Origin of the sequence: Micromonospora sp. RV43, from assembly GCF_001029515.1 — a bacterium.
Taxonomy (GTDB): Bacteria; Actinomycetota; Actinomycetes; order Mycobacteriales; family Micromonosporaceae; genus Micromonospora; species Micromonospora aurantiaca.
In genome coordinates this window covers 1-25708 of record NZ_LEKG01000062.1, presented here as the reverse complement: position 1 = coordinate 25708, position 25708 = coordinate 1, and the positions used below count along the sequence as shown (strand labels likewise).

General features: G+C 72.5%; 25 protein-coding genes and 1 pseudogene. 3 read left to right on the top strand and 23 right to left on the bottom strand.

Translation table 11 applies throughout. The annotated features are described in order from the left end of the window. Positions 1-12 precede the first annotated feature (12 nt). The 9 genes from mihF to pyrR all read right to left on the bottom strand — a co-directional run bounded on the left by mihF (position 13) and on the right by pyrR (position 11321). Positions 13-330, bottom strand: coding sequence for an integration host factor, actinobacterial type (gene mihF / locus ABD52_RS16905; protein WP_013285515.1), 318 nt, complete (start codon positions 328-330; stop codon positions 13-15). A gap of 175 nt (positions 331-505) precedes the next feature. After that, entirely contained in the window at positions 506-1345 is an 840-nt protein-coding gene (pyrF, locus tag ABD52_RS16900; RefSeq protein ID WP_030271048.1) for an orotidine-5'-phosphate decarboxylase, read from the bottom strand. 85 nt (positions 1346-1430) lie between these two features. Then, entirely contained in the window at positions 1431-2705 is a 1275-nt protein-coding gene (locus ABD52_RS16895) for an adenosylmethionine--8-amino-7-oxononanoate transaminase (protein WP_047892438.1), read from the bottom strand. A gap of 102 nt (positions 2706-2807) precedes the next feature. Then, entirely contained in the window at positions 2808-3815 is a 1008-nt protein-coding gene (locus tag ABD52_RS16890) for a quinone-dependent dihydroorotate dehydrogenase (protein WP_013285512.1), read from the bottom strand. Between the two features lie 121 nt (positions 3816-3936). Next, positions 3937-7284, bottom strand: coding sequence for a carbamoyl-phosphate synthase large subunit (carB, locus tag ABD52_RS16885; protein WP_047892437.1), 3348 nt, complete (start codon positions 7282-7284; stop codon positions 3937-3939). After that, the gene (gene carA / locus ABD52_RS16880) at positions 7277-8419 is read right to left on the bottom strand and encodes a glutamine-hydrolyzing carbamoyl-phosphate synthase small subunit (RefSeq protein WP_200905199.1); all 1143 of its coding nucleotides are present in this window, start codon (positions 8417-8419) and stop codon (positions 7277-7279) included. Before carA ends, carB begins: the two co-directional genes overlap by 8 nt. A 61-nt stretch (positions 8420-8480) precedes the next feature. After that, a complete protein-coding gene (locus ABD52_RS16875; RefSeq protein WP_013474896.1) occupies positions 8481-9758 on the bottom strand; it encodes a dihydroorotase in 1278 nt (425 codons plus the stop codon). Further along, the gene (locus ABD52_RS16870) at positions 9755-10681 is read right to left on the bottom strand and encodes an aspartate carbamoyltransferase catalytic subunit (protein ID WP_013285507.1); all 927 of its coding nucleotides are present in this window, start codon (positions 10679-10681) and stop codon (positions 9755-9757) included. Before ABD52_RS16870 ends, ABD52_RS16875 begins: the two co-directional genes overlap by 4 nt. Before the next feature lie 58 nt (positions 10682-10739). Beyond that, positions 10740-11321, bottom strand: a complete 582-nt coding sequence (pyrR, locus tag ABD52_RS16865) for a bifunctional pyr operon transcriptional regulator/uracil phosphoribosyltransferase PyrR (protein WP_047892435.1) — start codon at positions 11319-11321, stop codon at positions 10740-10742. A 286-nt stretch (positions 11322-11607) separates the two neighbouring features. On the opposite strand from pyrR, the gene ABD52_RS16860 reads away from it, so the two are divergent. Continuing rightward, complete coding sequence (locus ABD52_RS16860) at positions 11608-12096, top strand: transcriptional regulator (RefSeq protein WP_013285505.1); 489 nt, start codon at positions 11608-11610, stop codon at positions 12094-12096. A gap of 62 nt (positions 12097-12158) precedes the next feature. Here the strand turns inward: ABD52_RS16860 and nusB are convergent, their stop codons facing one another. The 4 genes from nusB to aroB form a co-directional block, all read right to left on the bottom strand. Continuing rightward, positions 12159-12569 carry a transcription antitermination factor NusB gene (gene nusB, locus ABD52_RS16855; protein ID WP_174361785.1) on the bottom strand — a complete coding sequence of 137 codons (411 nt, stop codon included), beginning with the start codon at positions 12567-12569 and terminating at the stop codon, positions 12159-12161. Positions 12570-12592: 23 nt separating this feature from the next. Beyond that, the gene (gene efp, locus ABD52_RS16850; protein WP_013285503.1) at positions 12593-13150 is read right to left on the bottom strand and encodes an elongation factor P; all 558 of its coding nucleotides are present in this window, start codon (positions 13148-13150) and stop codon (positions 12593-12595) included. A gap of 86 nt (positions 13151-13236) precedes the next feature. After that, positions 13237-13677, bottom strand: coding sequence for a type II 3-dehydroquinate dehydratase (gene aroQ, locus ABD52_RS16845; RefSeq protein ID WP_047892434.1), 441 nt, complete (start codon positions 13675-13677; stop codon positions 13237-13239). Next, a complete protein-coding gene (gene aroB, locus ABD52_RS16840; RefSeq protein ID WP_013285501.1) occupies positions 13674-14750 on the bottom strand; it encodes a 3-dehydroquinate synthase in 1077 nt (358 codons plus the stop codon). Before aroB ends, aroQ begins: the two co-directional genes overlap by 4 nt. Before the next feature lie 92 nt (positions 14751-14842). On the opposite strand from aroB, the gene ABD52_RS16835 reads away from it, so the two are divergent. Together ABD52_RS16835 and ABD52_RS16830 are read left to right on the top strand one after the other, a co-directional pair. Beyond that, positions 14843-15385: a DUF2243 domain-containing protein gene (locus tag ABD52_RS16835; RefSeq protein ID WP_047892433.1), complete on the top strand. Its 543-nt coding sequence runs from the start codon at positions 14843-14845 to the stop codon at positions 15383-15385. Further along, positions 15382-16182 (top strand): cytochrome c oxidase assembly protein, encoded by an 801-nt coding sequence (locus tag ABD52_RS16830; RefSeq protein ID WP_047892432.1) that lies wholly within the window; start codon positions 15382-15384, stop codon positions 16180-16182. The genes ABD52_RS16835 and ABD52_RS16830 overlap by 4 nt, the downstream gene beginning before the upstream one ends. Before the next feature lie 215 nt (positions 16183-16397). Here the strand turns inward: ABD52_RS16830 and ABD52_RS16825 are convergent, their stop codons facing one another. The 10 genes and pseudogenes from ABD52_RS16825 to ABD52_RS40835 all read right to left on the bottom strand — a co-directional run. Next, entirely contained in the window at positions 16398-16907 is a 510-nt protein-coding gene (locus ABD52_RS16825) for a shikimate kinase (RefSeq protein WP_013474892.1), read from the bottom strand. Next, positions 16904-18082 (bottom strand): chorismate synthase, encoded by a 1179-nt coding sequence (gene aroC, locus ABD52_RS16820; RefSeq protein WP_013285497.1) that lies wholly within the window; start codon positions 18080-18082, stop codon positions 16904-16906. Before aroC ends, ABD52_RS16825 begins: the two co-directional genes overlap by 4 nt. A gap of 158 nt (positions 18083-18240) precedes the next feature. Continuing rightward, on the bottom strand, positions 18241-19053 hold the full coding sequence (locus tag ABD52_RS16815; protein ID WP_013474891.1) for a shikimate dehydrogenase: 813 nt from the start codon (positions 19051-19053) through the stop codon (positions 18241-18243). Continuing rightward, on the bottom strand, positions 19053-20252 hold the full coding sequence (gene mltG / locus ABD52_RS16810) for an endolytic transglycosylase MltG (protein WP_013285495.1): 1200 nt from the start codon (positions 20250-20252) through the stop codon (positions 19053-19055). Before mltG ends, ABD52_RS16815 begins: the two co-directional genes overlap by 1 nt. Continuing rightward, entirely contained in the window at positions 20249-20710 is a 462-nt protein-coding gene (ruvX, locus tag ABD52_RS16805; RefSeq protein ID WP_013474890.1) for a Holliday junction resolvase RuvX, read from the bottom strand. Before ruvX ends, mltG begins: the two co-directional genes overlap by 4 nt. A gap of 184 nt (positions 20711-20894) precedes the next feature. Next, on the bottom strand, positions 20895-23576 hold the full coding sequence (gene alaS / locus ABD52_RS16800; RefSeq protein WP_013474888.1) for an alanine--tRNA ligase: 2682 nt from the start codon (positions 23574-23576) through the stop codon (positions 20895-20897). Further along, positions 23573-23878 (bottom strand): hypothetical protein, encoded by a 306-nt coding sequence (locus ABD52_RS16795; RefSeq protein ID WP_013285491.1) that lies wholly within the window; start codon positions 23876-23878, stop codon positions 23573-23575. The genes alaS and ABD52_RS16795 overlap by 4 nt, the downstream gene beginning before the upstream one ends. A gap of 32 nt (positions 23879-23910) precedes the next feature. Continuing rightward, on the bottom strand, positions 23911-24372 hold the full coding sequence (locus ABD52_RS16790; RefSeq protein WP_013285490.1) for a DUF948 domain-containing protein: 462 nt from the start codon (positions 24370-24372) through the stop codon (positions 23911-23913). Positions 24373-24518: 146 nt separating this feature from the next. Further along, positions 24519-25136 carry a hypothetical protein gene (locus ABD52_RS16785; protein ID WP_013285489.1) on the bottom strand — a complete coding sequence of 206 codons (618 nt, stop codon included), beginning with the start codon at positions 25134-25136 and terminating at the stop codon, positions 24519-24521. A gap of 275 nt (positions 25137-25411) precedes the next feature. Then, positions 25412-25708: pseudogene (locus tag ABD52_RS40835) on the bottom strand (hypothetical protein); the annotation flags it as partial.

Below are 25708 nucleotides of genomic sequence, written 5' to 3'. Positions count from 1 at the left end.
ACGGCGGGCCGTTCAGTTGGCGGCGAACTCTCCGAGCAGAGCCTTGCGCTGCTGCTCGCCGAGGCCGCGCAGGCGACGGCTGTCCGCGATCTTGAGCTTCTCCATGATCTGGGTGGCCCGGATCTTGCCGATGCCCGGCATCGCCTGGAGCACGGCCGAAACCTTCAGCTTGCCCACGACGTCGTCGGACTCGGCCCGCTCGAGGACGGTGGCGAGGGTGGTCTTGCCCTGCTTGAGCTGCTCCTTCAGCTCAGCGCGGGCCTTGCGGATCTCCGCGGCCTTCTCCAGCGCGGCAGCGCGCTGCTCGGGGGTCAGTGACGGGAGCGGCACCAGTTCTCCTCAGGTCCCTAGTACGGCGGGCTGAGCGCCCCACCGCATCTGTGAAACGTGGTGTCGCTGGCAACCAAAGGGGTCCGTGGTTCCCAGCGCGGGGAAAACTAGCGGTCAACGGAGATTTCGGCAACGTGGACGCGCGATGATCAACCCAAAGTGACCGAGCCGTCAGTCAGTCCGCCGTGCCCAGGGCGGCCCGGCAGTCGGCCAGCACCCGCTCGGTGGCGGCCCGCAGGCCGGCCGGGTCGGGGCCCGCGCCGAGCACCTCCCGGGAGTACGACGGCAGCACCCACGGCAGCGCGGCGCCGAACACGGTACGCAACCCGGCGGGCGTTCCGCCCTGCGCGCCCAGCCCCGGCGCGAGCAGCGGACCGTTGACCGAGTCCAGATCGTGACCCGTCTCACCGACTGTCGCGCCGACCACCAGACCGAAGCTGCCGAGTGGCTCCGCACCGCGGTTGAGCTGGGAAATCTCGTCGATCACAGTCTGCGCGACGGTGCGCCCGCCGGCGCCCACGGCGCGCTGCACGGAGGCACCCTCCGGGTTGGAGGTGAGCGCCAGGACGAAGACCCCGCCACCGTGCTCGGCGGCGGTGGAGAACATCGGGGCGAGCGAACCTACTCCCAGGTAGGGGCTCGCGGTGACCGCGTCGACATACAGAGGGCTGGATGGATCGAGGTACGCCGAGGCGTACGCGGCGACGGTAGAGCCGATGTCACCTCGCTTGACGTCGAGCAGAGTGAGCGCTCCCAAATCTCGCAACTGTCGGATAGTTGACTCAAGCACGCCGACGCCCCGGGCGCCGAAGCGCTCGAAGAACGCCGACTGCGGCTTGACCACGGCGACCCGGTCACCGATCGCCTCCACCACGGTGGCGCAGAACCGCTCCAGGCCCGCCACGTCGTCGGACAGGCCCCAGGCGGTCAGCAACCCGGGGTGCGGGTCGATCCCCACGCAGAGCGGCCCTCGTTCCGCCACGGCCCGGTGCAGACGGGCGCCGAACGTCTCCATGCGTCTCTCCCTCTCCCGGCGGCTCCGGGCCGCCTGGCGTGTCCGGCGACGGGCCTCCCGTCGCGCCCTGTCGAACCGGCCGGGCTCAGCCGGCCTTGACCGCCGCGGCCACCCCGGCCGCGATCCGCGCCACGTCCGCGGCGTCGCAGACGTACGGCGGCATCGTGTAGACGAGATCCCGGAACGGGCGCAGCCACACCCCCTCGGCCACCGCGGCGGCGGTCGCCCGGGGCAGGTCCACCTCGTGGTCGAGCTGCACCACCCCGATCGCGCCGAGCACGCGTACGTCGGCCACACCGGGCGCGTCCCGCAACGGCGCCAGGCTGGCCCGCAGGCCCTCGGCGATGCCCGTCACCCGTCCCGCCCAGTCCCCGGCCCGCAGGAGGTCCAGGGAGGCGTTGGCGACGGCGCAGGCGAGCGGGTTGCCCATGAACGTCGGCCCGTGCGCCAGCACCCCGTCGGCGGAGATGGCCCGCGCCACCTCGGGCGTGCACAGCGCCGCGGCGAGCGTCAGGTACCCGCCGGTGAGCGCCTTGCCGACGCAGAGCACGTCCGGGGTGACGCCGGCGTGCTCGGCGGCGAACATCCGGCCGGTCCGGCCGAAGCCGGTGGCGATCTCGTCGAACACCAGCAGGATGCCGTGCCGCCGGGTCACCTCGCGCAGCACGCGCAGATAGTGCGGGTGGTGGAACCGCATCCCCCCGGCGCCCTGGACGACCGGCTCGACGATCACCGCGGCCAGCTCGTCGGCGTGCCGCTCCACCGCCTCCACCAGCGCCGCCTCGTACGCCGGGTCCGGCGCCGCGTCGAAGCCGGGCGGCGGCACCGGCGCGAACACCTGCCGGGGCAGCACGTCGCCCCAGAGATGGTGCATGCCACCCTCCGGGTCGCAGACGCTCATCGGGTGGAACGTGTCGCCGTGGTAGCCGCCCCGCCAGGTGCCCAGCCGGCGTCGCTGCGGGCGTCCCAGCGCCCGCTGGTACTGCAGGCACATCTTCACCGCCACCTCGACGCTCACCGAGCCGGAGTCGGCCAGGAAGACGTGTTCCAGGCCGTCCGGGGTCAGCTCGACGAGCGTGCGCGCCAGGCGTACGGCGGGCTCGTGGGTGAGCCCGCCGAACATGACGTGGCTCATCCGCCCGAGCTGGTCGGTCACCGCGGCGTCGAGCACCGGGTGCCGGTAGCCGTGGATCGCCGCCCACCACGACGACATCCCGTCGACCAGCTCCCGCCCGTCCGCGAGCCGCAGCCGCACCCCCGCGGCGCTGTCGACCACGTAGGGCGCGCCGGCGCCGGGCATCGGGGCGTACGGGTGCCACACGTGCCGCCGGTCGGCTTCCAGGATCTCCTCGGGCGTCACGTCTCCTCCTTCGACCCTCTCCCCCGCGATCTTGCAGTTGCCGCCCCGGCAGCGCCCGGAATGGGGTGGTGTGCCGGGGCCGGAACTGCAAGATCGCGCGGGTCAGGTTCGGGTTGTGATGGCTCGGGTGAGGGCGGGGCCCCGGTAGATGAAGCCGGTGTAGAGCTGGAGCAGGGAGGCGCCGGCGTCGAACATGCGTGTGGCGTCGTCGGGGTGCAGGATGCCGCCCACGCCGATCACCGGCAGCCGGCCGCCGGTCTCCCGGTGCACGAAGGCGACCATCTCCCGGGCCCGGGCGGTCAGCGGCCGGCCGGACAGCCCGCCGGCCTCGGCGGCGCGCTCCCGGTCGGCCGGGGCGAGCCCGTCCCGGGCGAGTGTGGTGTTGGTGGCGATGACCCCGGCCGCGCCCCGGTCGAGGCACACCTCCAGCAGCTCGGCCACGGCCGGCTCGGTCAGGTCCGGGGCGATCTTCACCAGCACCGGCTTCTCCCCCACCAGCGCGGCGAGCAACGCGTCCAGATGGGACCGGTCCTGAAGCGACCGCAGCCCGGGGGTGTTCGGTGAGGACACGTTCACCGCGAAGTAGTCGCCGTGATCCTTGAGCGCCCGGTACGAGGCGAGGTAGTCCTCGACCGCCTCGTCCAGCGGGGTCACCTTGGACTTGCCGAGCGAGATGCCCAGCGGCACGCCGAGCGGGCGCGGCAACGCGGCCAGCCGGTCCGCCAGCGCCTCGGCACCGGCGTTGTTGAAGCCCATCCGGTTGATCACGGCTTCGCTGTCGCGCAGCCGGAACAGCCGGGGCCGGGGGTTGCCCGGCTGGGCGTGCGCGGTCACGGTGCCGACCTCGACGAAGCCGAAGCCCAGTGCCGGCCAGGCCGGCAGCGCGAGTCCGTTCTTGTCCATCCCGGCCGCCAGCCCGACCGGGTTGGGGAAGCGCACCCCGAACACGGTGCGCGGCGCCGACCGGAAGTACGCCGCCCGCAGCGCGGCGAGGACCGCCGGCTGCCGGGACACCGCGGCCAGCCGCGCCAGCGTCCACTCGTGCGCCCCCTCCGCGTCCCCGCCCGCGAGCGAGAACAGCCGGGGCCGCACCACCTTCTCGAAGATCACGCCCCGGCCCCCCGCCCGGTTCCCCCGGCCCGCCCGGTTTCCCCGTTGATCATGAGGTTGACGGCGATGTGGATCTCCAAATCCGCCGCCAACCTCATGATCGGCGTGTGGAGGCGCGGGGTCACTCGCCCGCCCGGAGGGCGGCGTGGAGATCCTGCAGCGGGCGGACCTTCAGGTCGCCCCGGATGCGGGCCTCGATGCCCATGACGGCGGCTGCGGCGCCGGGAACGGTGGTGACGCACGGGATGTCCACGCTCACCGCCGCGCTGCGGATCTCGTACCCGTCGGAACGGGCGCTCGCCCCGGAACCCTGTGGCGTGTTCACCACCAGCGCCACGTCCCCGCCGAGGATCAGCGAGACCGCGTCCGCGCCCTCACCCGACTCGTAGTGCTTGCGGATCTGCTCGCAGGCGATGCCGTGCCGGCGCAGCACCTCGGCCGTGCCGGTGGTGGCCACGATCTCGAAGCCCAGGTCGGCCAGGCGCTTGATCGGGAAGATCATGCCGCGCTTGTCCCGGTTGGCGACCGAGACGAAGATCTTCCCGGCGGTCGGCAGCGACCCGTACGCGGCGGCCTGCGACTTGGCGAACGCCTGGCCGAAGCCGGTGTCGATGCCCATCACCTCGCCGGTGGACTTCATCTCCGGGCCGAGCAGCACGTCGATGCCCTTGCCGGACGGGGTGCGGAACCGCTTGAACGGCAGCACCGCCTCCTTGACCGCGATCGGCGCGTCGGCCGGCATGGTGCCGCCGTCGCCGGTGGGCGGCAGCATCCCCTCGGCGCGCAGCTGCGCGACGGTGGCGCCGAGCGCGATCCGGGCCGCCGCCTTCGCCAGCGGCACCGCAGTGGCCTTCGAGACGAACGGTACGGTCCGGGAGGCGCGCGGATTGGCCTCCAGCACGTAGAGCATGTCGCCCTGCAGCGCGTACTGGACGTTGAGCAGGCCGCGCACCCCGACGCCGCGGGCGATCTGCTCGGTGTAGTGCCGCACCTGGGCCAGGTGCGAGCCGGCCAGGGTGATCGGCGGCAGCGCGCAGGACGAGTCGCCGGAGTGGATGCCGGCCTCCTCGATGTGCTCCATCACGCCGCCCAGGTAGACGTCGCCGTCGGCGTCCACGAGCGCGTCCACGTCGATCTCGATGGCGTCGTCCAGGAACCGGTCCACCAGCACCGGCCGGTCCGGCGAGATGGCGGTGGCCCGGCCGATGTAGTCGCGCAGCGTGGCGTCGTCGTACACGATCTCCATGCCGCGCCCGCCGAGCACGTACGAGGGGCGGACCAGCACCGGGTACCCGATCTCGTCGGCGATCGCCTTCGCCTCGTCGTACGAGGTGGCCATGCCGTGCGCGGGCGCGCGCAGCCCGGCCCGGGCCAGCACCGCGCCGAACGCGCCGCGCTCCTCGGCCAGGTGGATCGACTCCGGGGAGGTGCCGACGATCGGCACCCCGGCGTTCTTGAGCCGCTGCGCCAGGCCCAGCGGGGTCTGCCCGCCGAGCTGCACGATCACCCCGATGACACCGGGGCCGCCCGCCTCCTTGCCGGAGGAGTCCTCGGCGTGCCAGACCTCCAGCACGTCCTCGAACGTCAGCGGCTCGAAGTAGAGCCGGTCGGCGGTGTCGTAGTCGGTGGAGACGGTCTCCGGGTTGCAGTTGACCATGACGGTCTCGTAGTCCACGTCCCGCAACGCCTGGACCGCGTGCACGCACGAGTAGTCGAACTCGATGCCCTGCCCGATCCGGTTCGGCCCGGAGCCCAGGATGAGCACCTTCGGCCGGGCCGAGGGCGCCACCTCGGTCTCCGAGTCGTAGGTCGAGTAGTGATACGGCGTGGTCGCCTCGAACTCGGCCGCGCAGGTGTCCACCGTCTTGTAGACCGGCCGGACGCCGAGCCGGTGCCGCAGCGTCCGGACGCCGTCCTCGGCGGCCAGCTCGGGACGCAGCGCGGCGAGCTGCCGGTCGGACAGGCCGGCCCGCTTGGCCCGGCGCAGCAGGGCGGCGTCGAGCACCGGCGCGTCCACGATCTCGGCGCGCAGCTCGACCAGCGAGGCGATCTGGTCCAGGAACCACGGGTCCATGCCGCCGGACGCCTCGGACACCTCGGCGATCGACGCGCCGAGACGCAGCGCCCGCTCGACCGTGTAGAGCCGGCCGTCGTGCGGCGTGCGCAGCGCCGCGAGGGTGTTCTCCTTCGTCGCGCCCTCCGGGTCCGGAGTGGTCCAGAAACCGGATGACTTGGTTTCCATCGAGCGCATCGCCTTGTTCAGCGCCTCGGTGAAGTTGCGGCCCAGGCTCATCGCCTCGCCCACCGACTTCATCGTGGTGGTCAGCTCCGGGTCGGCGCCGGGAAACTTCTCGAACGCGAACCGGGGGATCTTCACCACCACGTAGTCGAGCGTCGGCTCGAACGCGGCGGGCGTCTTCAGCGTGATGTCGTTGGGGATCTCGTCGAGCGTGTAGCCGATGGCGAGCTTCGCGGCGATCTTCGCGATCGGGAAGCCGGTGGCCTTCGACGCCAGCGCGGAGGAACGCGACACCCGCGGGTTCATCTCGATCACGACGATCCGGCCGTCGGCCGGGTTCACCGCGAACTGGATGTTGCAGCCGCCGGTGTCCACACCGACCTCGCGCAGCACCGCGATGCCGAGGTCACGCAGCCGCTGGTACTCCCGGTCGGTGAGCGTCATCGACGGCGCGACGGTGACGCTGTCGCCGGTGTGCACACCCATCGGGTCGACGTTCTCGATCGAGCAGACCACCACCACGTTGTCATGGCGGTCGCGCATCAGTTCGAGCTCGTACTCCTTCCAGCCGAGCACGCTCTCCTCGATGAGCACCTCGTGCACCGGGCTGGCCGCCAAGCCGGAACCGGCGATGCGCTCCAGGTCCTCGTCGGTGTGCGCCATGCCGGAACCGAGGCCGCCCATGGTGAACGACGGCCGGATGACCACCGGCAGGCCCAGGTCGGCGACCGTCTCGCGGACCTCGTCCATCGAGTGGCAGACCCGCGAGCGCGGCACCAGCGCGGACGGATCGTCCAGGCCCAGCCGTACGCCGGCCTTCGCGACGATCTCCTTGAACAGCTGCCGGTCCTCGCCCCGGTTGATCGCCTCGATGTTCGCGCCGATCAGCTCGACGCCGTACTTCTCCAGCACGCCCGCCTCGTGCAGCGCGACAGCGGTGTTCAGCGCGGTCTGCCCGCCGAGCGTCGGCAGCAGCGCGTCGGGACGCTCCTTGGCGATGACCAGCTCGACGAACTCCGGGGTGATCGGCTCGACGTACGTGGCGTCGGCGAACTCCGGGTCCGTCATGATCGTCGCCGGGTTGGAGTTGACCAGGCTGACCCGGATCCCCTCGCTGCGCAGCACGCGGCAGGCCTGGGTGCCGGAGTAGTCGAACTCGCAGGCCTGTCCGATCACGATCGGCCCGGAGCCGATCACCAGGACATGCTTGAGGTCGGTCCGCTTAGGCATTCTTGCGCCCCTCGATCAGCTCTGCGAAACGGTCGAAGAGGTAGTCCGCGTCGTGCGGGCCGGCCGCCGCCTCGGGGTGGTACTGGACGGTGAAGGCGGGCACGTCCACGGCTCGCAGCCCCTCGACCACGTTGTCATTGAGGCAGACGTGTGACACCTGGACGCCGCCGAACTCGGTCTGGATCACCTGATCCGGCACCACGGCGCCGTCCCCGGCGCCCGGCACCTGCACCGCGAAGCCGTGGTTGTGGCTGGTCACCTCGACCTTGCCGGTGGCCCGGTCGAGCACCGGCTGGTTGATGCCGCGGTGGCCGTACCCGAGCTTGTAGGTGCCGAAGCCGAGCGCCCGGCCGAGGATCTGGCTGCCGAAGCAGATGCCGAACAGCGGGATCCGCCGGGTCAGCACCTCCCGGGCCAGCGCCACCGGGCCGTCGGCGGTCGCCGGGTCGCCCGGGCCGGGCGAGAAGAAGACCGCGTCCGCGCCGGTGGCGAGCAGGTCCTCGATAGTCGACCCGGCTGGGAGCACGTGGGTGGTGACGCCGCGGGCGGCGAGCCGCCGCGGCACGTTGCGCTTGATGCCCAGGTCCACCGCGGCCACCGTGAACCGGTGCTCGCCTTCCGCCTCGACGACGTACGGCTTGGCGGTGGTCACCTCGTCGGACAGGTTCGCGCCGACCATCTGCGGCGAGCGGCGGACCCGCTCCAGCAGGGCGGCCGGGTCGTCCTCGACGCTGGAGATGCCGACCCGCATCGCGCCGCGCTCGCGCAGGTGCCGGGTCAGCGCCCGGGTGTCCACGCCGCTGATGCCGACGACGCCCTCGGCGGCGAGCCGGTCCTCCAGGCCGCCGCCGGCCCGCCAGTTGGAGCTGATCCGGGCCGGGTCGCGCACCACGTACCCGGCCACCCAGATCCGGTCGGACTCGTCGTCCTCGCTGTTGACGCCGGTGTTGCCGATGTGCGGCGCGGTCTGCACCACCACCTGCCGGTGGTACGAGGGGTCGGTGAGCGTCTCCTGGTAGCCGGTCATGCCGGTGTTGAAGACGGCCTCGCCGAAGGTCTCCCCGACGCTGCCGTACGCCTCGCCGTGGAACGTGCGCCCGTCCTCCAGGACGAGGATCGCCGATCTACGCTTCACCATTACCGGGCCCGCCTTTCGTTCGCGACTGCGGGACTCCGCTCCGCTGCGTTCCTCGCGCTCACTTGACAGCCTTTCCGTCCAGGACCGTCGGCTCGCCACGCAGGAAGGTCGCCACGATGCGACCCGGCAGCGTCATGCGGGCGTACGGGGTGTTGCGACTGCGACTGGCCAGCTCCGCCGGTTCGACGACGCGCCGGGCGGCCGGGTCGACCAGGGTCAGGTTGGCCGGTACGCCGGGCGCCGGGTCGAGGCCGTGCCCGGCCAGCCCGGCGATCCGGGCCGGCGTGCGGGACATCCGCTCGGCGATCAGGTCCCAGCGGGGGCCGAACACGTCGAGCGCGATCGACAGCGCCGTCTCCAGGCCGAGCATGCCCGGCCTGGCGTACGCCCACTCGCACTCCTTGTCCTCCACGGCGTGCGGCGCGTGGTCGGTGGCGATGATGTCGATCACGCCCTCAGCCAGCGCCTCCCGCAGCGCGGCGATGTCGGTGGCGGTGCGCAGCGGCGGGTTGACCTTGAAGACCGGGTCGTAGCTCTCCGCTTTCTCGTCGGTCAGCAGCAGGTGATGCGGCGTCACCTCGGCGGTGACCCGTACCCCGCGCGCCTTGGCCTGACGCAGCACCTCGACGCTGCCGGCGGTGGAGACGTGGCAGACGTGCAGCCGGCTGCCGACGTGCTCGGCCAGCAGCACGTCCCGGGCGATGATCGCCTCCTCGGCGACGGCCGGCCAGCCGGTCAGGCCGAGGCGGGTGGACACCTCGCCCTCGTGCATCTGCGCGCCCTCGGTCAGCCGGGGCTCCTCGGCGTGCTGGGCGATCACGCCGTCGAACGCCTTGACGTACTCCAGCGCCCGGCGCATCAGCCTCGGGTCGGACACGCAGTGCCCGTCGTCGGAGAAGATCCGCACCCCGGCGGCCGAGTCGGCCATCGCGCCCAGCTCGGCCAGGCGCTCGCCGGCCAGCCCGACGGTGACCGCGCCGATCGGCTGCACGTCGACCAGGCCGGCCTCCCGGCCGAGCCGCCAGACCTGCTCCACCACGCCCGCGGTGTCGGCCACCGGGGAGGTGTTCGCCATCGCGCACACCGCCGTGTAGCCGCCGAGTGCCGCCGCCCGGGAACCGGACTCGACCGTCTCGGCGTCCTCCCGGCCGGGCTCGCGCAGGTGGGTGTGCAGGTCGACCAGGCCGGGCAGCGCGACCAGGCCGGTCGCGTCGATGACTGTGGCGTCGTCCGCGGCGAGCCCGCGGCCCGTCCCGGCCACCACGCCGTCGCGGATGAGCAGGTCGGTCGGCTCGCCGCCGACGATGCTGACGCCTGTGATGAGGTACGCGGTCACCGGTTGTTCCCTCCGAGCAGCAGGTAGAGCACGGCCATCCGCACGGAGACCCCGTTGGCGACCTGTTCGACGATGGTGGAGCGGGGCGAGTCGGCCACCTCGGGCGTGATCTCCATGCCCCGGTTCATCGGGCCGGGGTGCATGACGATCGCGTGCTCGGGCAGCCGGCGCATGCGCGGCCCGTCGAGCCCGTAGCGTCGGGCGTACTCGCGGGCCGACGGGAAGTAGGAGTCACCCATCCGCTCGCGCTGCACCCGCAGCATCATCACCACGTCCACATCTGGGAGAACGGCGTCGAGGTCGTAACAGACGTCGGTGCCGGTGGCCAGGGCGGCGGCGATGTCGACCGGGATGAGGGTGGGCGGGCCGACCAGTGTCACCTTCGCGCCGAGGGTGGACAGCAGCAGCACGTTGGAGCGGGCCACCCGGGAGTGCAGCACGTCGCCGACGATCGCCACGTGCAGGCCGTCGAGGCGGCCCAGCCGGGACCGCATCGTGTACGCGTCGAGCAGCGCCTGGGTGGGGTGCTCGTGGGTGCCGTCACCGGCGTTGACCACCGATCCGTCCACCCACTCGGCGAGCCGGTGCGGCGCGCCGGAGGCGGGATGCCGGACGACGACCGCGTCCGCGCCCATGGCCTGGAGCGTGAGCGCGGTGTCCTTCAGGCTCTCCCCCTTGGCCACGCTGGAGCCCTTGGCGGAGAAGTTGATCACGTCGGCGCTGAGCCGCTTGGCGGCCGCCTCGAACGAGATCCGGGTGCGGGTGGAGTCCTCGTAGAAGAGGTTGACCACGGTGCGCCCGCGCAGCGCGGGCAGCTTCTTGACCTCGCGGCCGGCCACCGTCGCCATCTCCGCGGCGGTGTCCAGGACCAGGGTGGCGGTGCCGGCGTCCAGATCGGCGCCGGAGAGCAGGTGCCGGATCATGCGTGTCGCCGCCTTTCGTTCGCGACTGCGGGGCTCCGCTTCGCTGCGCTCCTCGCGCTCACAGTGAGCCTCCGTACAGCCGTACCTCGTCACTGCCGTCGGTCTCGGCGAGGGTGACCTTGACGTTCTCGGCCAGCGCGGTGGGGATGTTCTTGCCGACGTAGTCGGCGCGGATCGGCAGCTGGCGGTGACCGCGGTCGACGAGGACCGCGAGCTGCACGGACGCCGGCCGGCCGACGTCGCTGAGCGCGTCCAGCGCGGCCCGCACGGTGCGGCCGGAGAACAGCACGTCGTCGACGAAGATCACCCGCTTGCCGTCGATCCCGCCGGGCGGCAGGTCGGTCGGGCCGACCGCGCGGGTGGCGTGCCGGCGCAGGTCGTCGCGGTAGAGCGTGATGTCGAGCACGCCGACCGGGACTGTGACGTCCTCGAAGGTGCTGATCCGGGCCGCGAGGCGGTGGGCGAGCGGCACGCCCCGGGTCGGGATGCCGAGCAGCACGGTGTCGGCGGCGCCCTGGGTCTTCTCCAGGATCTGGTGGGCGATGCGGTCGACCACCCGCGACACGTCCGCTGCGGCGAGGATCACCTTCACCGAGGGTTGTCGCGGCGGCGACGAGTGGGCAGCCGGTGGGTAGGCCACGGCGGACCTCCTTCCCCGCCTCACGGGACGGGTCGTTAAAGGACGTCTGGTCTGCTCCGGCAGGCCCGCGCGGGGCCCGGACCGGGGCTTCACGCCACGTTACCAGCGGTCACCGGGCTGCCCGCCGCCGGTCCTGACCTGCTGGTCAGCCCGGAGAAATGGGGACAAGCCACACCTGGGTGCCGGACCCGGTGGACGGCAACACTTGACCACATGTCGCAATCCCCGTACCGTCACGCTCCGTAGCGATAGCTCGGGGAACCCGAACAGCACTGGGAGTGTCCGAATGCCCTCTGAATACGCCAAGTCGCTGGGCGCCCGCCTGCGCTCCATCCGCCAGCAGCAGGGCCTGTCCCTGCAGGGGGTGGAGGAGAAGTCGAACGGGCGGTGGAAGGCCGTGGTGGTCGGCTCGTACGAGCGCGGCGACCGCGCCGTCACCGTGTCCCGCCTGGCGGAGCTGGCCGACTTCTACCGCGTTCCCGTCTCGGAGCTGCTGCCCGACGGCAGCGGGGTGCGTCACGAGCCCACCAGCAAGATCGTCCTGGACCTGGAGCGGCTCTACGACGAGGCCTCCGAGGACCTCGCGTACGTGGCCCGCTACGCGCGCGCCATCCAGCAGCAGCGCGGCGACTACAACGGCCGGGTGCTCTCGATCCGCGCCGACGACCTGCGCGCCCTCGCGATCGTCTACGACGCCTCGCCGTCGGGCCTGATCGAGCGGCTGACCGAGCACGGCGTGCTGGTCGCCGACCCGCGGGCGTTCTTCGCGTCCTGACATCCCCCGTACGACGAAAGGGCCCGTGCCGGTCGGCGCGGGCCCTTCGTCGTTGCGGCGCGTCAGCGCGTGGCGTACTCGGCGATCCGGCCGAGGATGCCGTTGAGGAAGCGGGGCGAGTCGTCGGTCGACATCTGCCGGGCCAGCTCCACGGCCTCGCTGATCGCCACCGCGTCGTCGATCTCGTCGACGTAGAGCAGCTCGTACACGGCGATCCGGGCCAGGTTGCGGTCGACCACCGGCATGCGCTCCAGCGTCCACCCCTCGGCGTAGCTGGCGATCGTCTCGTCGATCCGGTCGAGGTGCGCCGCCACGCCCTCGACCAGCCCGACCGCGTAGCCGAGGTGGTCGGGGCGCGGCTGCTCGATCCGTTCCAGGTAACCGGCGAGCACCTCGACCGGCGGGCGGTCCCGCAGGTCGGCCTCGAAGAGCACGTCCAGCGCCCGCTTGCGCGCCTTGCGGCGCGCCGGCATCTGCTGCTTGGGGCCCTCGGCCATCAGGCTCGGCCGAGGTAACGGCCGTCGCGGGTGTCGACCTTGATCTTCTCACCGGTGGTGATGAACAGCGGCACCTGCACGGTCGCGCCGGTCTCGACGGTGGCCGGCTTGTTGCCGCCGGTCGAGCGGTCGCCCTGCAGGCCCGGCTCGGTGTAGGTGACCTCGAGCACGACCGAGGTCGGCAGCTCGATGTACAGCGGCACGCTCTCGTGGGTGGCGACGGTCGCCTCGGCCTCGGGGAGGAGGTAGTTGGCGGCCTCGCCGACGGTGCCGCCGGGGACGGTGATCTGGTCGAACGTCTCCAGATCCATGAAGACGTAGTCCTCGCCGTCGGCGTACAGGTACTGCATGGTGCGCTTGTCCACGGTCGCGGTCTCGACCTTGGTGCCCGCGTTGAAGGTCTTGTCGACCACCTTGCCGGACAGCACGTTCTTCAGCGTGGTGCGCACGAAGGCACCACCCTTACCGGGCTTGACGTGCTGGAACTCGACGACGGCCCACAGCTCGCCGTCCAGGTTGAGTACCAGGCCGTTCTTCAGGTCGTTGGTGGTGGCCATTTCCTGCCTTGATCATCAATTGGCGGACAGACCGGCCAAGTCTACTCGCTCTGTCGAATCGGACTCGCGCCACGGAACGGACCGGCTCAGGCTCCTGCGGCGAGCCAGGCGGCCAGGTGGTGCAGCGCCAGCCGGTAGCCGTCCACGCCCAGGCCGCAGATCACGCCGGTGGCCACCGCGGAGACCACCGAGTGGTGCCGGAACTCCTCCCGGGCGTGGATGTTGGAGATGTGCACCTCGACCAGGGGGCCGCGCAGCATGGCGCAGGCGTCCCGGACCGCGATCGAGTAGTGCGACCAGGCCGCGGGGTTCAGCACCACCGCCGCCGCCTCGTCGGCCGCCTCGTGCAGCCAGGCGAGCATCTCGTGCTCGGCGTCGGTCTGCCGGACCACCACGTCCAGGCCCAGCTCCCGGCCGTGCCGTTCACAGTCGGCCACGAGCTGGGCGTAGCTGGTCACCCCGTACACGTCGACCTGGCGGGTGCCGAGCCGGCCCAGGTTCGGCCCGTTGAGCACGTACACCCTCACGAGCTGATCTCCGCGTACGCGGCGGCGAGCAGGTCGTCCGGCAGCGCCTCCATGATCGCCGGGCGGGCGAGCCCGTCGAGCACCACGAACCGCAGCCGGCTGCCCCGGGCCTTCTTGTCCACCCGCATCGCGGCGAGCAGCTCCGGCCAGGCGTCGGCCCGGTAGCCGGTGGGCAGGTCGAGCGCGGCCAGCACCCGGCGGTGCCGCTCGGCGTCGGCCGCGTCGAGCCGGCCGGCGAGCCGGGCCAGCGTGGCGGCGTACACCAGGCCGACCGCCACCGCGTGACCGTGCCGCCAGCGGTAGCCCTCCACCTTCTCGATCGCGTGCGCCAGCGTGTGCCCGTAGTTGAGCACCTCGCGTACCCCGGATTCGCGCAGGTCCCCGGCGACCACGCCGGCCTTCACGCGGACCGCGCGTTCGACCAGTTCCCGCAGCACCGGCCCGGCCGGGTCCAGCGCGGCGGCCGGGTCGTCCTCGACCAGGTCGAGGATGACCGGGTCGGCGATGAAACCGCACTTGACCACCTCGGCCATCCCGGCGGCCAGGTCGGCCGGGGGCAGGCTGTCCAGAGTCGCCAGGTCGGCCAGCACGCCGGCCGGCGGGTGGAACGCGCCGACCAGGTTCTTGCCGGCGGCGGTGTTGATGCCGGTCTTGCCGCCCACTGCGGCGTCGACCATGCCGAGCAGCGACGTGGCGACCGGCACCCAGCGCACGCCGCGCAGCCAGGTGGCAGCGACGAACCCGGCCAGGTCGGTGACCGCGCCGCCGCCCACCCCGACCACCGCGTCGGTACGGGTGAACCCGGCGTCGCCGAGCCGGTCCCAGCAGGCCGCCGCCACGTCGACGTGCTTGCCCGCCTCCGCGTCCGGCACCTCGATCAGCAGCGGCGTCACGCCGCCCTCGCGGACACCGTCGGCGAGCCTGTCGGCGAGTGCCTTGAGCGGCGGCGCGTGCAGGAAGGCCACCCGCTCGGCGCCCGGCAGCAGCCGGGGCGGCGGGTTCAGCAGGTCACGTCCCACGAGCACGTCGTACGGCCGCTCGCCGCCGACCGGGATCCGGGTCACCTCGTCCATCGCGGGCAGCCTAGTCCAGCGCGCCGCCCCCGCGCGGCGACTGTCCACTCCCTGGGTGTTTGCCCGGCCGCACCGCGGGTAGGGCGGCCGGAATGAGCGAGACGAGGGCACACGCGACCCGGCCGGAGTCCGCGACGAGCATCCGGCTGCCCGCCACGATCCTCGGCGTCGGGCTGGGCGGCTTCGTCGACGGCATCGTCCTGCACCAGGTCCTCCAGTGGCACCACATGCTCAGCAGCACCGGCAGCGACCGGATCGGCGTGCGTGAGTACCCGGTGGACACCGTGCCCGGGTTGCAGATGAACACGCTCTGGGACGGCCTGTTCCACGTGGTCACCTGGGTGGCGGTGCTGACCGGTCTGGCCCTGCTCTACTCCCGGGTCACCCACTCGCGGGGCCGGCTGTGGCGCTCGCCGATGCTGTGGGGCTGGGCGCTGATCGGCTGGGGCCTGTTCAACCTGGTCGAGGGCATCGTCGACCACCACCTGCTCGGCATCCACCACGTCCGCGGCGGCCCGAACCAGCTCTGGTGGGACCTCGGGTTCCTCGCCCTCGGCGTGGTGCTGATCGCTGTGGGCTGGGCGATCCAGCGCCGGGCCCGCGCGGTGGACCTCTGCCCGCCGGAGCGCCGGTGACAGTGGCCCACGCCGGGCACGTCGACGGCGGCTTCCCGGCGACCGCGCTGATCCCGGTGGCGCTGTTCTGGGCGTACCTGGCCGCCGCGCTGCGGCTGCGCGATCCGGGCGGGCCGGGCTGGCCGCACGCCCGCACCGCGAGCTTCGGTCTGGGCGCGCTGCTGCTGGTGACCGGGCTGCTGTGGCCGGCCGGCGACTTCGTCGGGCACATGTGGCAGCACCTGCTGATCGGCATGCTCGCGCCGCTGGCGCTGGTGCTCGGCGCACCGGTCACGCTGCTGCTGCGCACGCTGGACCGGCGTACCGGCCGGGCCCTGGTCCACCTGCTGCGGCATCCGGTAGCGCGGGTGCTCGGCCACCCGGTGACCGGCCTGCTGCTCACCGCGGGCGGGCTCTGGCTGCTCTACCTCACCCCGCTGTACCGGGCCACCCTGGACAGCCCGGTCCTGCACACGCTGGTGAACCTGCACTTCCTGCTGAGCGGCTGCCTGTTCGCCTGGTCGATCGCCGGGCCGGACCCGGGACCGCACCGCCCGCGCGTACCGGTGCGGCTGGTGGTGATCGGGGTCGGGGTGGCCGCGCACGCCACCATCGCCCAGTTGCTCTACGCCGGGCTGTTCGTGGACGTGCCGGCCACCGCCGCCGAGCTGCGGGCCGGGGCCACGCTCATGTACTACCTGGGTGACCTGGCCGAGATCGCGCTGGCGCTGGCGCTGCTCGCCACCTGGCGGCCCGAACCGGCCCGGCGCCGCCGCGCCGGACGCCGGACGGCCAGGGCCGCTGCGGCCAACGCCTAACCGGCGCGCCTTCTCACCCGCCCATGGCGTTCCACCCAGCGGCGTCCTCCACGCCGACTGGAACGCCACGGGTGCCACAACGCTCGGGAGACACCCACGGCGTTCCACTCATCCGCGGCATCCCCGCCGACTGGAACGCCACGGGTGTCACAACGCCCGCGAGACACCCACGGCGTTCCACCGAGGGAGCCGGACACGGCGGGGGCGGGGCGTTGTCAGGGTTTGAGCAGGGCGGCGATCTCCTCGGCCAGCTCCTGCGGCGTACGCCCGTCGGTGACCACAGTCGCGGTCGCCACCTCGGCGTAGAGCGGGCGGCGCTGGTCCATCAGGTGCTTGAGCGTGGCGCGCGGGTTCAGCGCGAGCAGCGGCCGCCCGGCGCCCAGACCGACCCGCTTGACCGCGTCGGGCAGCTCCACCGACAGGTGCACCACCGTGTGGCCGATCAGCGCGGCCCGGTTCTCCTCGGCCAGGACCGCGCCGCCGCCGACCGCGAGCACGCCCGCGTGCGACGCGAGCGCCGCCGCCACGGCGGCCCGTTCGAGGGTACGGAAGTGCTCCTCGCCCTCGTCCACGAAGATCTCCGGGATGGGCTTGCCGGCGAGGTTCTCGATGTCGGCGTCGGTGTCCCGGAAGTCGACGCCGAGCGCCTCGGCGAGCGCCGTGCCGACAGTGGTCTTGCCGGAGCCGGGCGCCCCGACCAGCACGCAGACCGGCCGGGTGCTCATTTGATCACCAGGCTGTCGAGGTAACCGTTGAGGTTGCGGCGCATCTCGGCAATCGAGTCGCCGCCGAACTTCTCCACCGCCGCCTCGGCCAGCACCAGCGCGACCATCGCCTCGGCCACCACCGCAGCGGCCGGGACCGCGCACACGTCGGAGCGCTGGTTGATCGCGGTGGCCGGCTCGCCGGTGGTCACGTCGATGGTGGCGAGCGCCCGGTTCAGCGACGAGATCGGCTTCATGGCCGCCTTCACCCGAAGCGGCTCACCCGTGGTGATGCCGCCCTCCAGGCCACCGGCCCGGTCGGTGATCCGCCGCACCCCGGTGGCGGTGGGCACGATCTCGTCGTGCGCCTCCGATCCGCGCGAGCGGGCCTGCTGCCAGCCGTCGCCGATCTCCACGCCCTTGATCGCCTGGATCGACATGAGCGCGGTCGCGAGGCGGGCGTCGAGCTTGCGGTCCCACTGCACGTGGCTGCCCAGGCCCGGCGGCACCCCGTACGCGAGCACCTCGACCACGCCGCCGAGCGTGTCGGCGGCCTTCTTCGCGGCGTCGACCTCGGCGACCATCCGGGCGCTTGCCTCGGCGTCGAGGCAGCGCAGCGGGTCGGCGTCGATGCGCGCGGCGTCCTCCGGCGTGGGGCGCAGCCCCGGCTTGACCGCCACCGGGCCCAGCTCGACCACGTGGGAGACGATCTCGACGCCGAGCGCCTGGCGTACGAGCGCCTTGGCGACGGTGCCCACCGCGACCCGGGCGGCGGTCTCCCGGGCGCTGGCGCGCTCCAGGATCGGCCGGGCGTCGGTGTGCCCGTACTTCTGCATGCCGGCCAGGTCGGCGTGACCCGGGCGGGGACGGGTCAGCGGCGCGTTGCGGGCCTGGCTCGCCAGCTCCTCCGGGTCGACCGGGTCGGCGGCCATCACTGTGCGCCACTTGGGCCACTCGGAGTTGCCGACCCGGATCGCCACCGGGCTGCCGAGCGTCACCCCGTGCCGGAGCCCGCCGATGATCTCGACCTCGTCCTGCTCGAACGACATCCGGGCACCCCGGCCGTAGCCGAGCCGGCGCCGGGCCAGCTCGCCGGAGATCTCCCCGGTGGTCACCTCGATGCCGGCGGGTACGCCCTCCAGCATCGCGACGAGGGCGGGTCCATGCGATTCACCTGCAGTCAGCCAGCGCAACACGACGGTCAGTCTGTCACGCCCGGTGGTCACCGGCGTACGCCGCCCGCCGCGTCCCGCCAACCGGACAGGCCACCTCCGTACGCTGGTCCGCCGCCCGACGGGTGAGGTGTTAACAGGGGACCCTTCCTCTACCGGAGGCGTTAAGAAGGGGCCCTTCCTTACACCGGCAGCGCGGCGCGCATCGCGGCGCGTGGAGCGGTGACGCCGGTGAAGTGCTCGAACTGGCCGAACGCCTGGGCCAGCAGCAGGTCCAGCCCGGAGACCACCCGGCATCCGGCGGCGAGCGCCGCCGCCGCGAGCGGCGTGGGCCACGGGTCGTAGACCACGTCGAAGAAGACCGACTCCGGCCGCCAGTCGAAGTTGTCAGCCAGGGGGTCGGCGACGCCCTTGGGCACTGTGGAGATCACCAGGTCGGCGCGGGCGTGGGAGGGTGCGCCGTCCCACTCGGCGCCTGCGAGCGGCACCCCGGCCGCCGCCGCGACCGGGCGCAGCTCGTCGACCGCCTCGGGCCGGCGTGCCACCACTGTCACCTCGGCCGCCCCGATCCGAGCCGCCGCCGCGATCGCGGCCCGGGCGGTGCCACCCGCGCCGAGCACGGTGACAACCGCCCCGGCCACGCAGCCGGCGCCGGTGAGCACCTCGACCATGCCGGTGACGTCGGTGTTGTCCGCGTACCACGTGCCGTCTTGTCGGCGTACCAGCGTGTTGGCGGCGCCGACCGCGGCGGCGACCGGCGAGACCTCGTCGGCCAGGGCGAGTGCCGCTTCCTTGCCCGGCATGGTCACGGACAGGCCGGCCCACTCCGGGCCGAGGCCCGCGACCAGGCCGGGCAGCTCGTCGGCGCCGGCTTCGATCCGGGTGTACGACCAGCCGGTCAGTCCGGCCGCCGCGTACCCGGCGGCGTGGATCACCGGGGAGATCGAGTGGGCGATCGGCTTGCCGACCACCGCGGCGCGGCGAGGATCGGCCATCAGATGATCCCGGCCTCCCTGGCCTTCTGCTCGTTGCGCTTCTGCTCGGCGTAGGTCTCGGCGAACGCGGACCGGCCGTCCCTGCTGATCGCCACGAAGTAGAGCCACTTGCCGTCCGGCGGGCTCAGCGCGCCTTCCAGCGCCTCCTTGCCGGGGTTGTTGATCGGCGAGGGGACCAGCCCGCGCAGCTTGCGGTTGTACGGGTTCTTCGGGTTGTCCAGCTCGGCGGCGGTCATGTCCTTGGACGCCTTGGTCTTCTGCCCGGTCAGCTCCAGGTAGTAGTTGACCGTGACGTCCATCTCCAGGCAGTTGCAGGGGAACTCGCCGTAGACCCGGTTGTAGGCCACCCGGGCGACCTTGCCCAGGTCGGCCTTGTTGCCGGCCTCGGCCTGCGCGAGCGAGGCGACGATCAGCGCCTCGTACGGGGTGATGCCGCCGCGATCTTTCTGCACCTTCTCCGCGTACTGCATGCCGGAGGTGACGGTGAGGAAGTTGTCCACCATCAGCTTGAGCACCGTCTCGGCGGTGGCCTTCGGTGGGATTTCGTAGGTGTCCGGGAACAGGAAGCCCTCGATCGACGGGTTGACCTTCTTGCCGTCGGAACGCTTGAACCACCAGTCCGGTACGCCGAGCGCCTCCGGGTCCTTCGCCGCGGCCTCGAAGTCCTTGACCGGGATGTCGGTCTTCTCGGAGAGCCGCTTGTAGACCGTCTTCGCGGTGAGGCCCTCGGGGATGGTGATCCCGTTGACGATCTTGTTCTTGAGGTCCAGCAGGGCCACGACCGCCGCGTCACCGCTCATCTGCTTGCGCATCTTGTACGTGCCGGGCTGGATGTTCTTGCTGCGCGAGTTCTCCTCGGCGGCCTCGATGAACGCCTTGGTGCTCTTCACCACGTCGGCCGCGACGAGCGCGTCGGCCATGTCGGCGATCAGCGCGCCCTGCTTGATCTCGACGGTCACCTCGCCGGTGCCGGAGCCGTCGTAGTCGGGTGTGACGAAGTAGTTCTGGACCCGGTCGAAGCCGTAGAACGCGCCGCCGCCGATGCCGCCCAGCAGGACCAGCGCGAGAGCGAGTGCGAGAAGGGTCTTGCCCCGGCCGCCGCCGGACTTGCCCTGGCGACGGCGCACCGCGCCGCGCCGGTGCCGGCCCTTCTCCCCCCTGTCCGGCTCGTCGAACCCCAGATCAAGATCGTCGATCATTGCGTCCGCCTCCGCTGTGCGTCCAGCCAGCTCTGCAGAATCTCCACCGCGGCGGCCTGGTCGACCACCGCTCGTTGGCGCTTTCCCCGGACGCCCCGTTCGGCCAGCCTACGACTCGCGACGACGGTAGACATCCTCTCGTCCGTCAGCGTCACCGGAATCGGCCTCATTACATCAGCCAATCGGCTGGCATATGCTGATACGTTCAGCGCCGCGGGGCCGTGCTTCCCGGCGAGATTGACCGGCAGCCCGACCACGATCCCCACCGCCTCATGCTCGGCGGCGAGCCGGACCAGCTCGGCCATGTCGGCGGGCACCGCGTCCGGTTCCGCGGTCAGATCACGGGCCAGCGTCACCAGGGGCGTGGCGAGGATGCCGTGCGGATCACAGCGCGCCACCCCCACCCGGACCTGGCCGACGTCGACACCCAGCCGGACGCCACGGGACAGCTCACTCACGGGCGGACACCTCCCCGCCGGTACGGGCCAGGGCGGACCGGGTGGTCCGCCCTGGCGTACATCCGTGCACTCATGCCGTGCCAGCCGGGCATGCGCTCACGGCCCTCGCTCCGCTCGGTGCGTTCGCTCATGCCGTGCCGGCCGGGCATGCCCTCACGGCCCTCGCTCCGCTCGGTGCGTTCGCTCATGCCGTGCCGGCGACCGCCCGCTCGACGGTGACCAGCAGGTTCGGCGCCTCCGTCGCGGGCAGGCCGCCGCCCTGGGCCAGGTCGTCGCTACCGCCACCCCGGCCGGAGAACGCCGCCTTGACCAGGTCCTTCGCGCTCAGGTTCCGCCCCCGGGCGGCCTGGTTGACGGCCACCACGAGCGACGCCTTGCCGTTGGCCCGGGCGGCCACCGCGACCACAGCCGGGCGGGCCGCGTCGATCCGGCCCCGGATCTCCTGAGCGAGGGTCCGCACGTCGTTCGCCGCCGCGCCCTCCGGCGCCTCGGTGCCGACGTACGCGACGCCGCGCACGTCCTTCGCCTGCGCCGCCAGGGCGCCGGCCCCGCCGAGCACGAGCTGGGCGCGCAGCTTCTCCAGCTCCTTCTCCGCGTCGCGCAGCTGGGTGACCGTCTGCTCCACCCGGTCGGCGACCTGCTCCCCCGGCACCCGGAACAGCTCGGCCAGCCGGGACACCAGCAGGTGCTCACGGGCCAGGAAGCCGAACGCGTCCATGCCGACGAGCGCCTCGATCCGGCGTACCCCGGAACCCACCGACGCCTCGGAGAGGATCTTCACCAGGCCGAGCTGGGCGGAGCGGGCCACGTGCGTGCCGCCGCACAGCTCGCGGGCGTAGTCACCGACCTCGACGACCCGGACCCGCTCGCCGTACTTCTCGCCGAACAGGGCCATCGCCCCGATCCGCCGGGCCTCCTCCTGGCTGGTGACGAACGCGTGCACCTCCAGGTCGGCCAGCAGCACCTCGTTGACCTGCTGCTCGACGTCGTGCAGCACGCTCGGCGCCACACCCGTCGGGGTGTTGAAGTCGAACCGCAGCCGGCCCGGCGCGTTCAGCGAACCCGCCTGGGTCGCCGACTCACCGAGGAAGTTGCGCATCGTCTGGTGCACCAGGTGCGTGGCGGTGTGCGAGCGGGAGATCGCCCGGCGGCGGGACACGTCGATCTCGGCGTACCCGGTCTCCCCGGAACGCACCTCGCCGCGCACCACCTTGGCCCGGTGCACGATCAGGCCGGGCACCGGCTGCTGCACGTCGAAGACCTCGACCTGGCCGCCGCCCACAGTGATGAGCCCCTGGTCGGGCTGCTGGCCACCACCCTCGGCGTAGAACGGGGTGGTGTCGAGCACCAGCTCGATCGTGTCACCCTCGACCGCCGCCGAGACCGCGGCGCCGCCCGACAGCAGCGCGCGTACCCGGGACTCCCGGCTCAGCTCGGTGTAGCCGGTGAACTCCACCGGACCGCCGCCGTCGAGCACCGACCGGTACGCCGACACGTCGGTGTGCCCGGTCTTGCGCGCCTGCGCGTCGGCCTTGGCCCGGCTGCGCTGGTCGGCCATCAGCCGGCGGAAGCCCTCCGCGTCGACCTGCAACCCCTGCTCGGCGGCGATCTCCAGGGTCAGGTCGATCGGGAAGCCGTACGTGTCGTGCAGCTGGAACGCCTTGTCACCGGAGAGCGCCGCCTTGCCGGCCGACTTGGTCTCGGCGATGGCGGTGTCCAGGATCGTGGTGCCGGCGCGCAGCGTGGCCAGGAACGCGTCCTCCTCGGCGTACGCGTACTGGGAGATCCGGCCGAAGTCCTCGGCCAGCTCCGGGTACGACGGCGCCATGCAGTCGCGGGCCACCGGCAGCAGCTCCGGCAGCGCCCGGTCCTGGTAGCCCAGCAGCCGCACCGCCCGGATCGCCCGGCGCATGATCCGCCGCAGCACGTAGCCCCGGCCCTCGTTCGACGGGGTCACCCCGTCGCCGATGAGCATCAGCGAGGTACGCACGTGGTCGGCGATCACCCGCAGCCGTACGTCGTCCGGGTGCGACTCGTTGGCCGCGTGACCGGAGTGCACGCCGTAGCGCTTGCCGGTCAGCTCGGCGGCCCTGTCGAGGATCGGCTTGACCTCGTCGATCTCGTAGAGGTTGTCCACGCCCTGCAGCAGCGAGGCCATCCGCTCCAGGCCCATGCCGGTGTCGATGTTCTTCGCCGGCAGGTCACCGAGGATCGGGAAGTCCTCCTTGCCGACGCCCGGACCGCGCTCGAACTGCATGAAGACGAGGTTCCAGAACTCCAGGTAGCGGTCCTCGTCGACCTCCGGGCCGCCCTCGCGGCCGTAGGCCGGGCCGCGGTCGTAGTACAGCTCGGAGCACGGGCCGCACGGGCCGGGGATGCCCATCGACCAGAAGTTGTCGGCCTTGCCGCGGCGCACGATCCGCTCGGCCGGCACGCCGGTGGCCCGCCAGATGTCGTACGCCTCGTCGTCGTCCAGGTAGACGGTGGCCCAGATCCGCTCCGGGTCCAGCCCGAAGCCGCCCGCCTCGACCGGCTTCGTGGCCAGGTCCCAGGCGAGCGGGATCGCCCCGGACTTGAAGTAGTCACCGAAGGAGAAGTTGCCGTTCATCTGGAAGAACGTGCCGTGCCGGCTGGTCTTGCCGACCTCGTCGATGTCCGGCGTCCGGATGCACTTCTGCACGCTCGTCGCCCGCGCGTACGGCGGGGTCTGCTGGCCCAGGAAGTAGGGCACGAACTGCACCATGCCCGCGTTGATGAACAGCAGGTTCGGGTCGCTGATGGCGGGCAGCGGAGCGGACGGAACCACGGTGTGCCCGTTCGCCTCGAAGTGGGCGAGGAACCGCCGCTTGATCTCCGCCGTCTTCATCGCTGGTGGTCCTCCGGGAAAATCTCTCGGTCACCGATACGCGGGTCCTCCCGCAGCTCGGCGAACTGGTCGTCGTACACCTCGCCGCGGGCGAAGGCCTCGTGGATCTCCTGCTCACGCTCGGCCATGCCGACCCGGACGTCGTCCACGAACGCCCGGAGCGACTCGACCAGACCACCGGCGGACTCGGACAGCCCGCTGGCGATGCCGGCCGGGGTGTACGCCTGCGCCGTCCGGGTGGCCTTGCGCACCACCAGGACACCCACGGCCAGCCCGATGCCCAGCCAGAACAACCGCCTCATGTTCTCATCCTTCCCGCGTACGCCGGCCGGGGTCAGCGGTTGCCGCGCTTGGCGGCGCGACGCTGCTGCTTGATCGTGTCGCGCACCTCGCGCTCGGTCTCGGCGTGCCGGCGGGCGGAGGCGGCCCGGCGCACGCCGTACCCGAACGCGGCCACCTTGACCAGCGGGTTCGCGGCGGCGGCGGAGACCACGGTGGCCAGGTTCGCCACGTTCGCGGTGACGTTCTGCGCGTGGCTGGTCATGGTGTCCACCTTGGCGAGCTGGAGGTTCACCCCGTCCAGCGAGGTCTGCACCTGCTCCAGCGCCACGTTGACGTTCTTCACAGTGGTGTTCACGTCACCGAGCAGCGGCGCGGTGCGCTCGTTCACATCGGTGATCATGCGGGTCGTCGCGTCCACGGTGTGCCGCAGCCGCAGGATCGGCACCGCCAGCACGAGCACCAGCATCAGGAACGCGCCGGCCGCGATCAGCGCAGCGATCTCTCCACCACTCACGCGAAAGTCCTCCTCAAGCAGTGTCCCGGAACCCGACGCCCCGGAACGCGCGACCGTACCTACCCACTTCGCGCCACGCCGACCCGGTCACCGGGCACGGACGGGCGTGCCAGCCCCAGACCCTACCGTCCGTGATGAAAGTCGGCTCACGACGGTGAGGGGGTCGCCTCGCCCAGCGGGTCGTCGGTCAGGGTGGGGTACGGATCCTCACCGGTGAGTGACGGATCGGTGGTCGGCGTCGGTCCGGTGCGCTCGTCGTCGATCGCGTTGCGCACCTTCACCGACACCAACGAGCCGGTGCACTCCGCCGCTGCGGGCGCGGGCGGCGCGGTCGGCGCGGGCGCCCCGTCCACCGGCGGGGGCGTGCAGGTGCGGTCGCGCACCCACAGGTCGAGCGTGAGTTCGTCCCGGCGCCAGCAGGTGTAGCTACCAGGGACCTTCTCGTCCGGGCAACGGTCGACCTTCCAGCGCCGCCATCCGTCCCCGGCCAGCGCCTCCTCGTAGACCGCGACGGTCTCCTTCCACCCCTGCTCCGACTCGACGGAGCGTTCACGCAGGCGGCAGTCCTGGAGGCACCAGCGGCTGCCGCTGACGTTGTCGACCGTGTTGCTCTGTGCCCAGGCGGGCACGGCGAGCGCGTCGAGGGTGTCGAAGACCGGGTCGCGGCTGAGCGTACGCATCCCGAAGTAGAGCGGCACCGCACCGAGCAGCACGAGGCTGACCAGGGCGAGGATGCCCAGCCGCAGCCGGCTGCGTTCGCGCATCTGCCGGCGCAGCTCCGACCGGGCGCCGCGCAGACCACCGGCCTCCGCGCCGCTGTCGTCCGGTCCGGGACCGCCGGGCCGTGGCGCGCCGCCCGCAGCGGGCCGTGGCCCCGCGGGCTCCCCCGGGGGTACGACCACAGCCGCCCGGGCCGCCGCCGGTGTCGCCGCGTTGCCCGGTCCGGTCCGGTCCGGCTCCGCTCCGGGTGGCGTCGCCCGTCCGGTGGTCCGCTCGTCCGGCGCGACCGGGCGGGCCACGCCGGCTGCCGCGCGGGCGGTCACCGGGGCACCGGGCGGCACCGGGCCGTCGCCTGCCGGCCCTCTGGCACCGGGGGCCACCGGCGGACGAGGCCCGGCACCGGGCCGGGTGTCGTCGGGGCGTGCCACCCCGCGTCCGTCGCCACCGGGTCCAGCCGGACCGGCTCCGGGGCGGCCGGCACCGGCCGGAATCCCCCCGGTGCGATCGACGTCACCACGCGGACCGGGACCGGCCGGACCCGCGGGGGCACCACCGGGACGGCCGCCGCCCGCCGGGATCCCACCCGTGCGCTCGACGTCGCCGCGCGGGCCGGGAG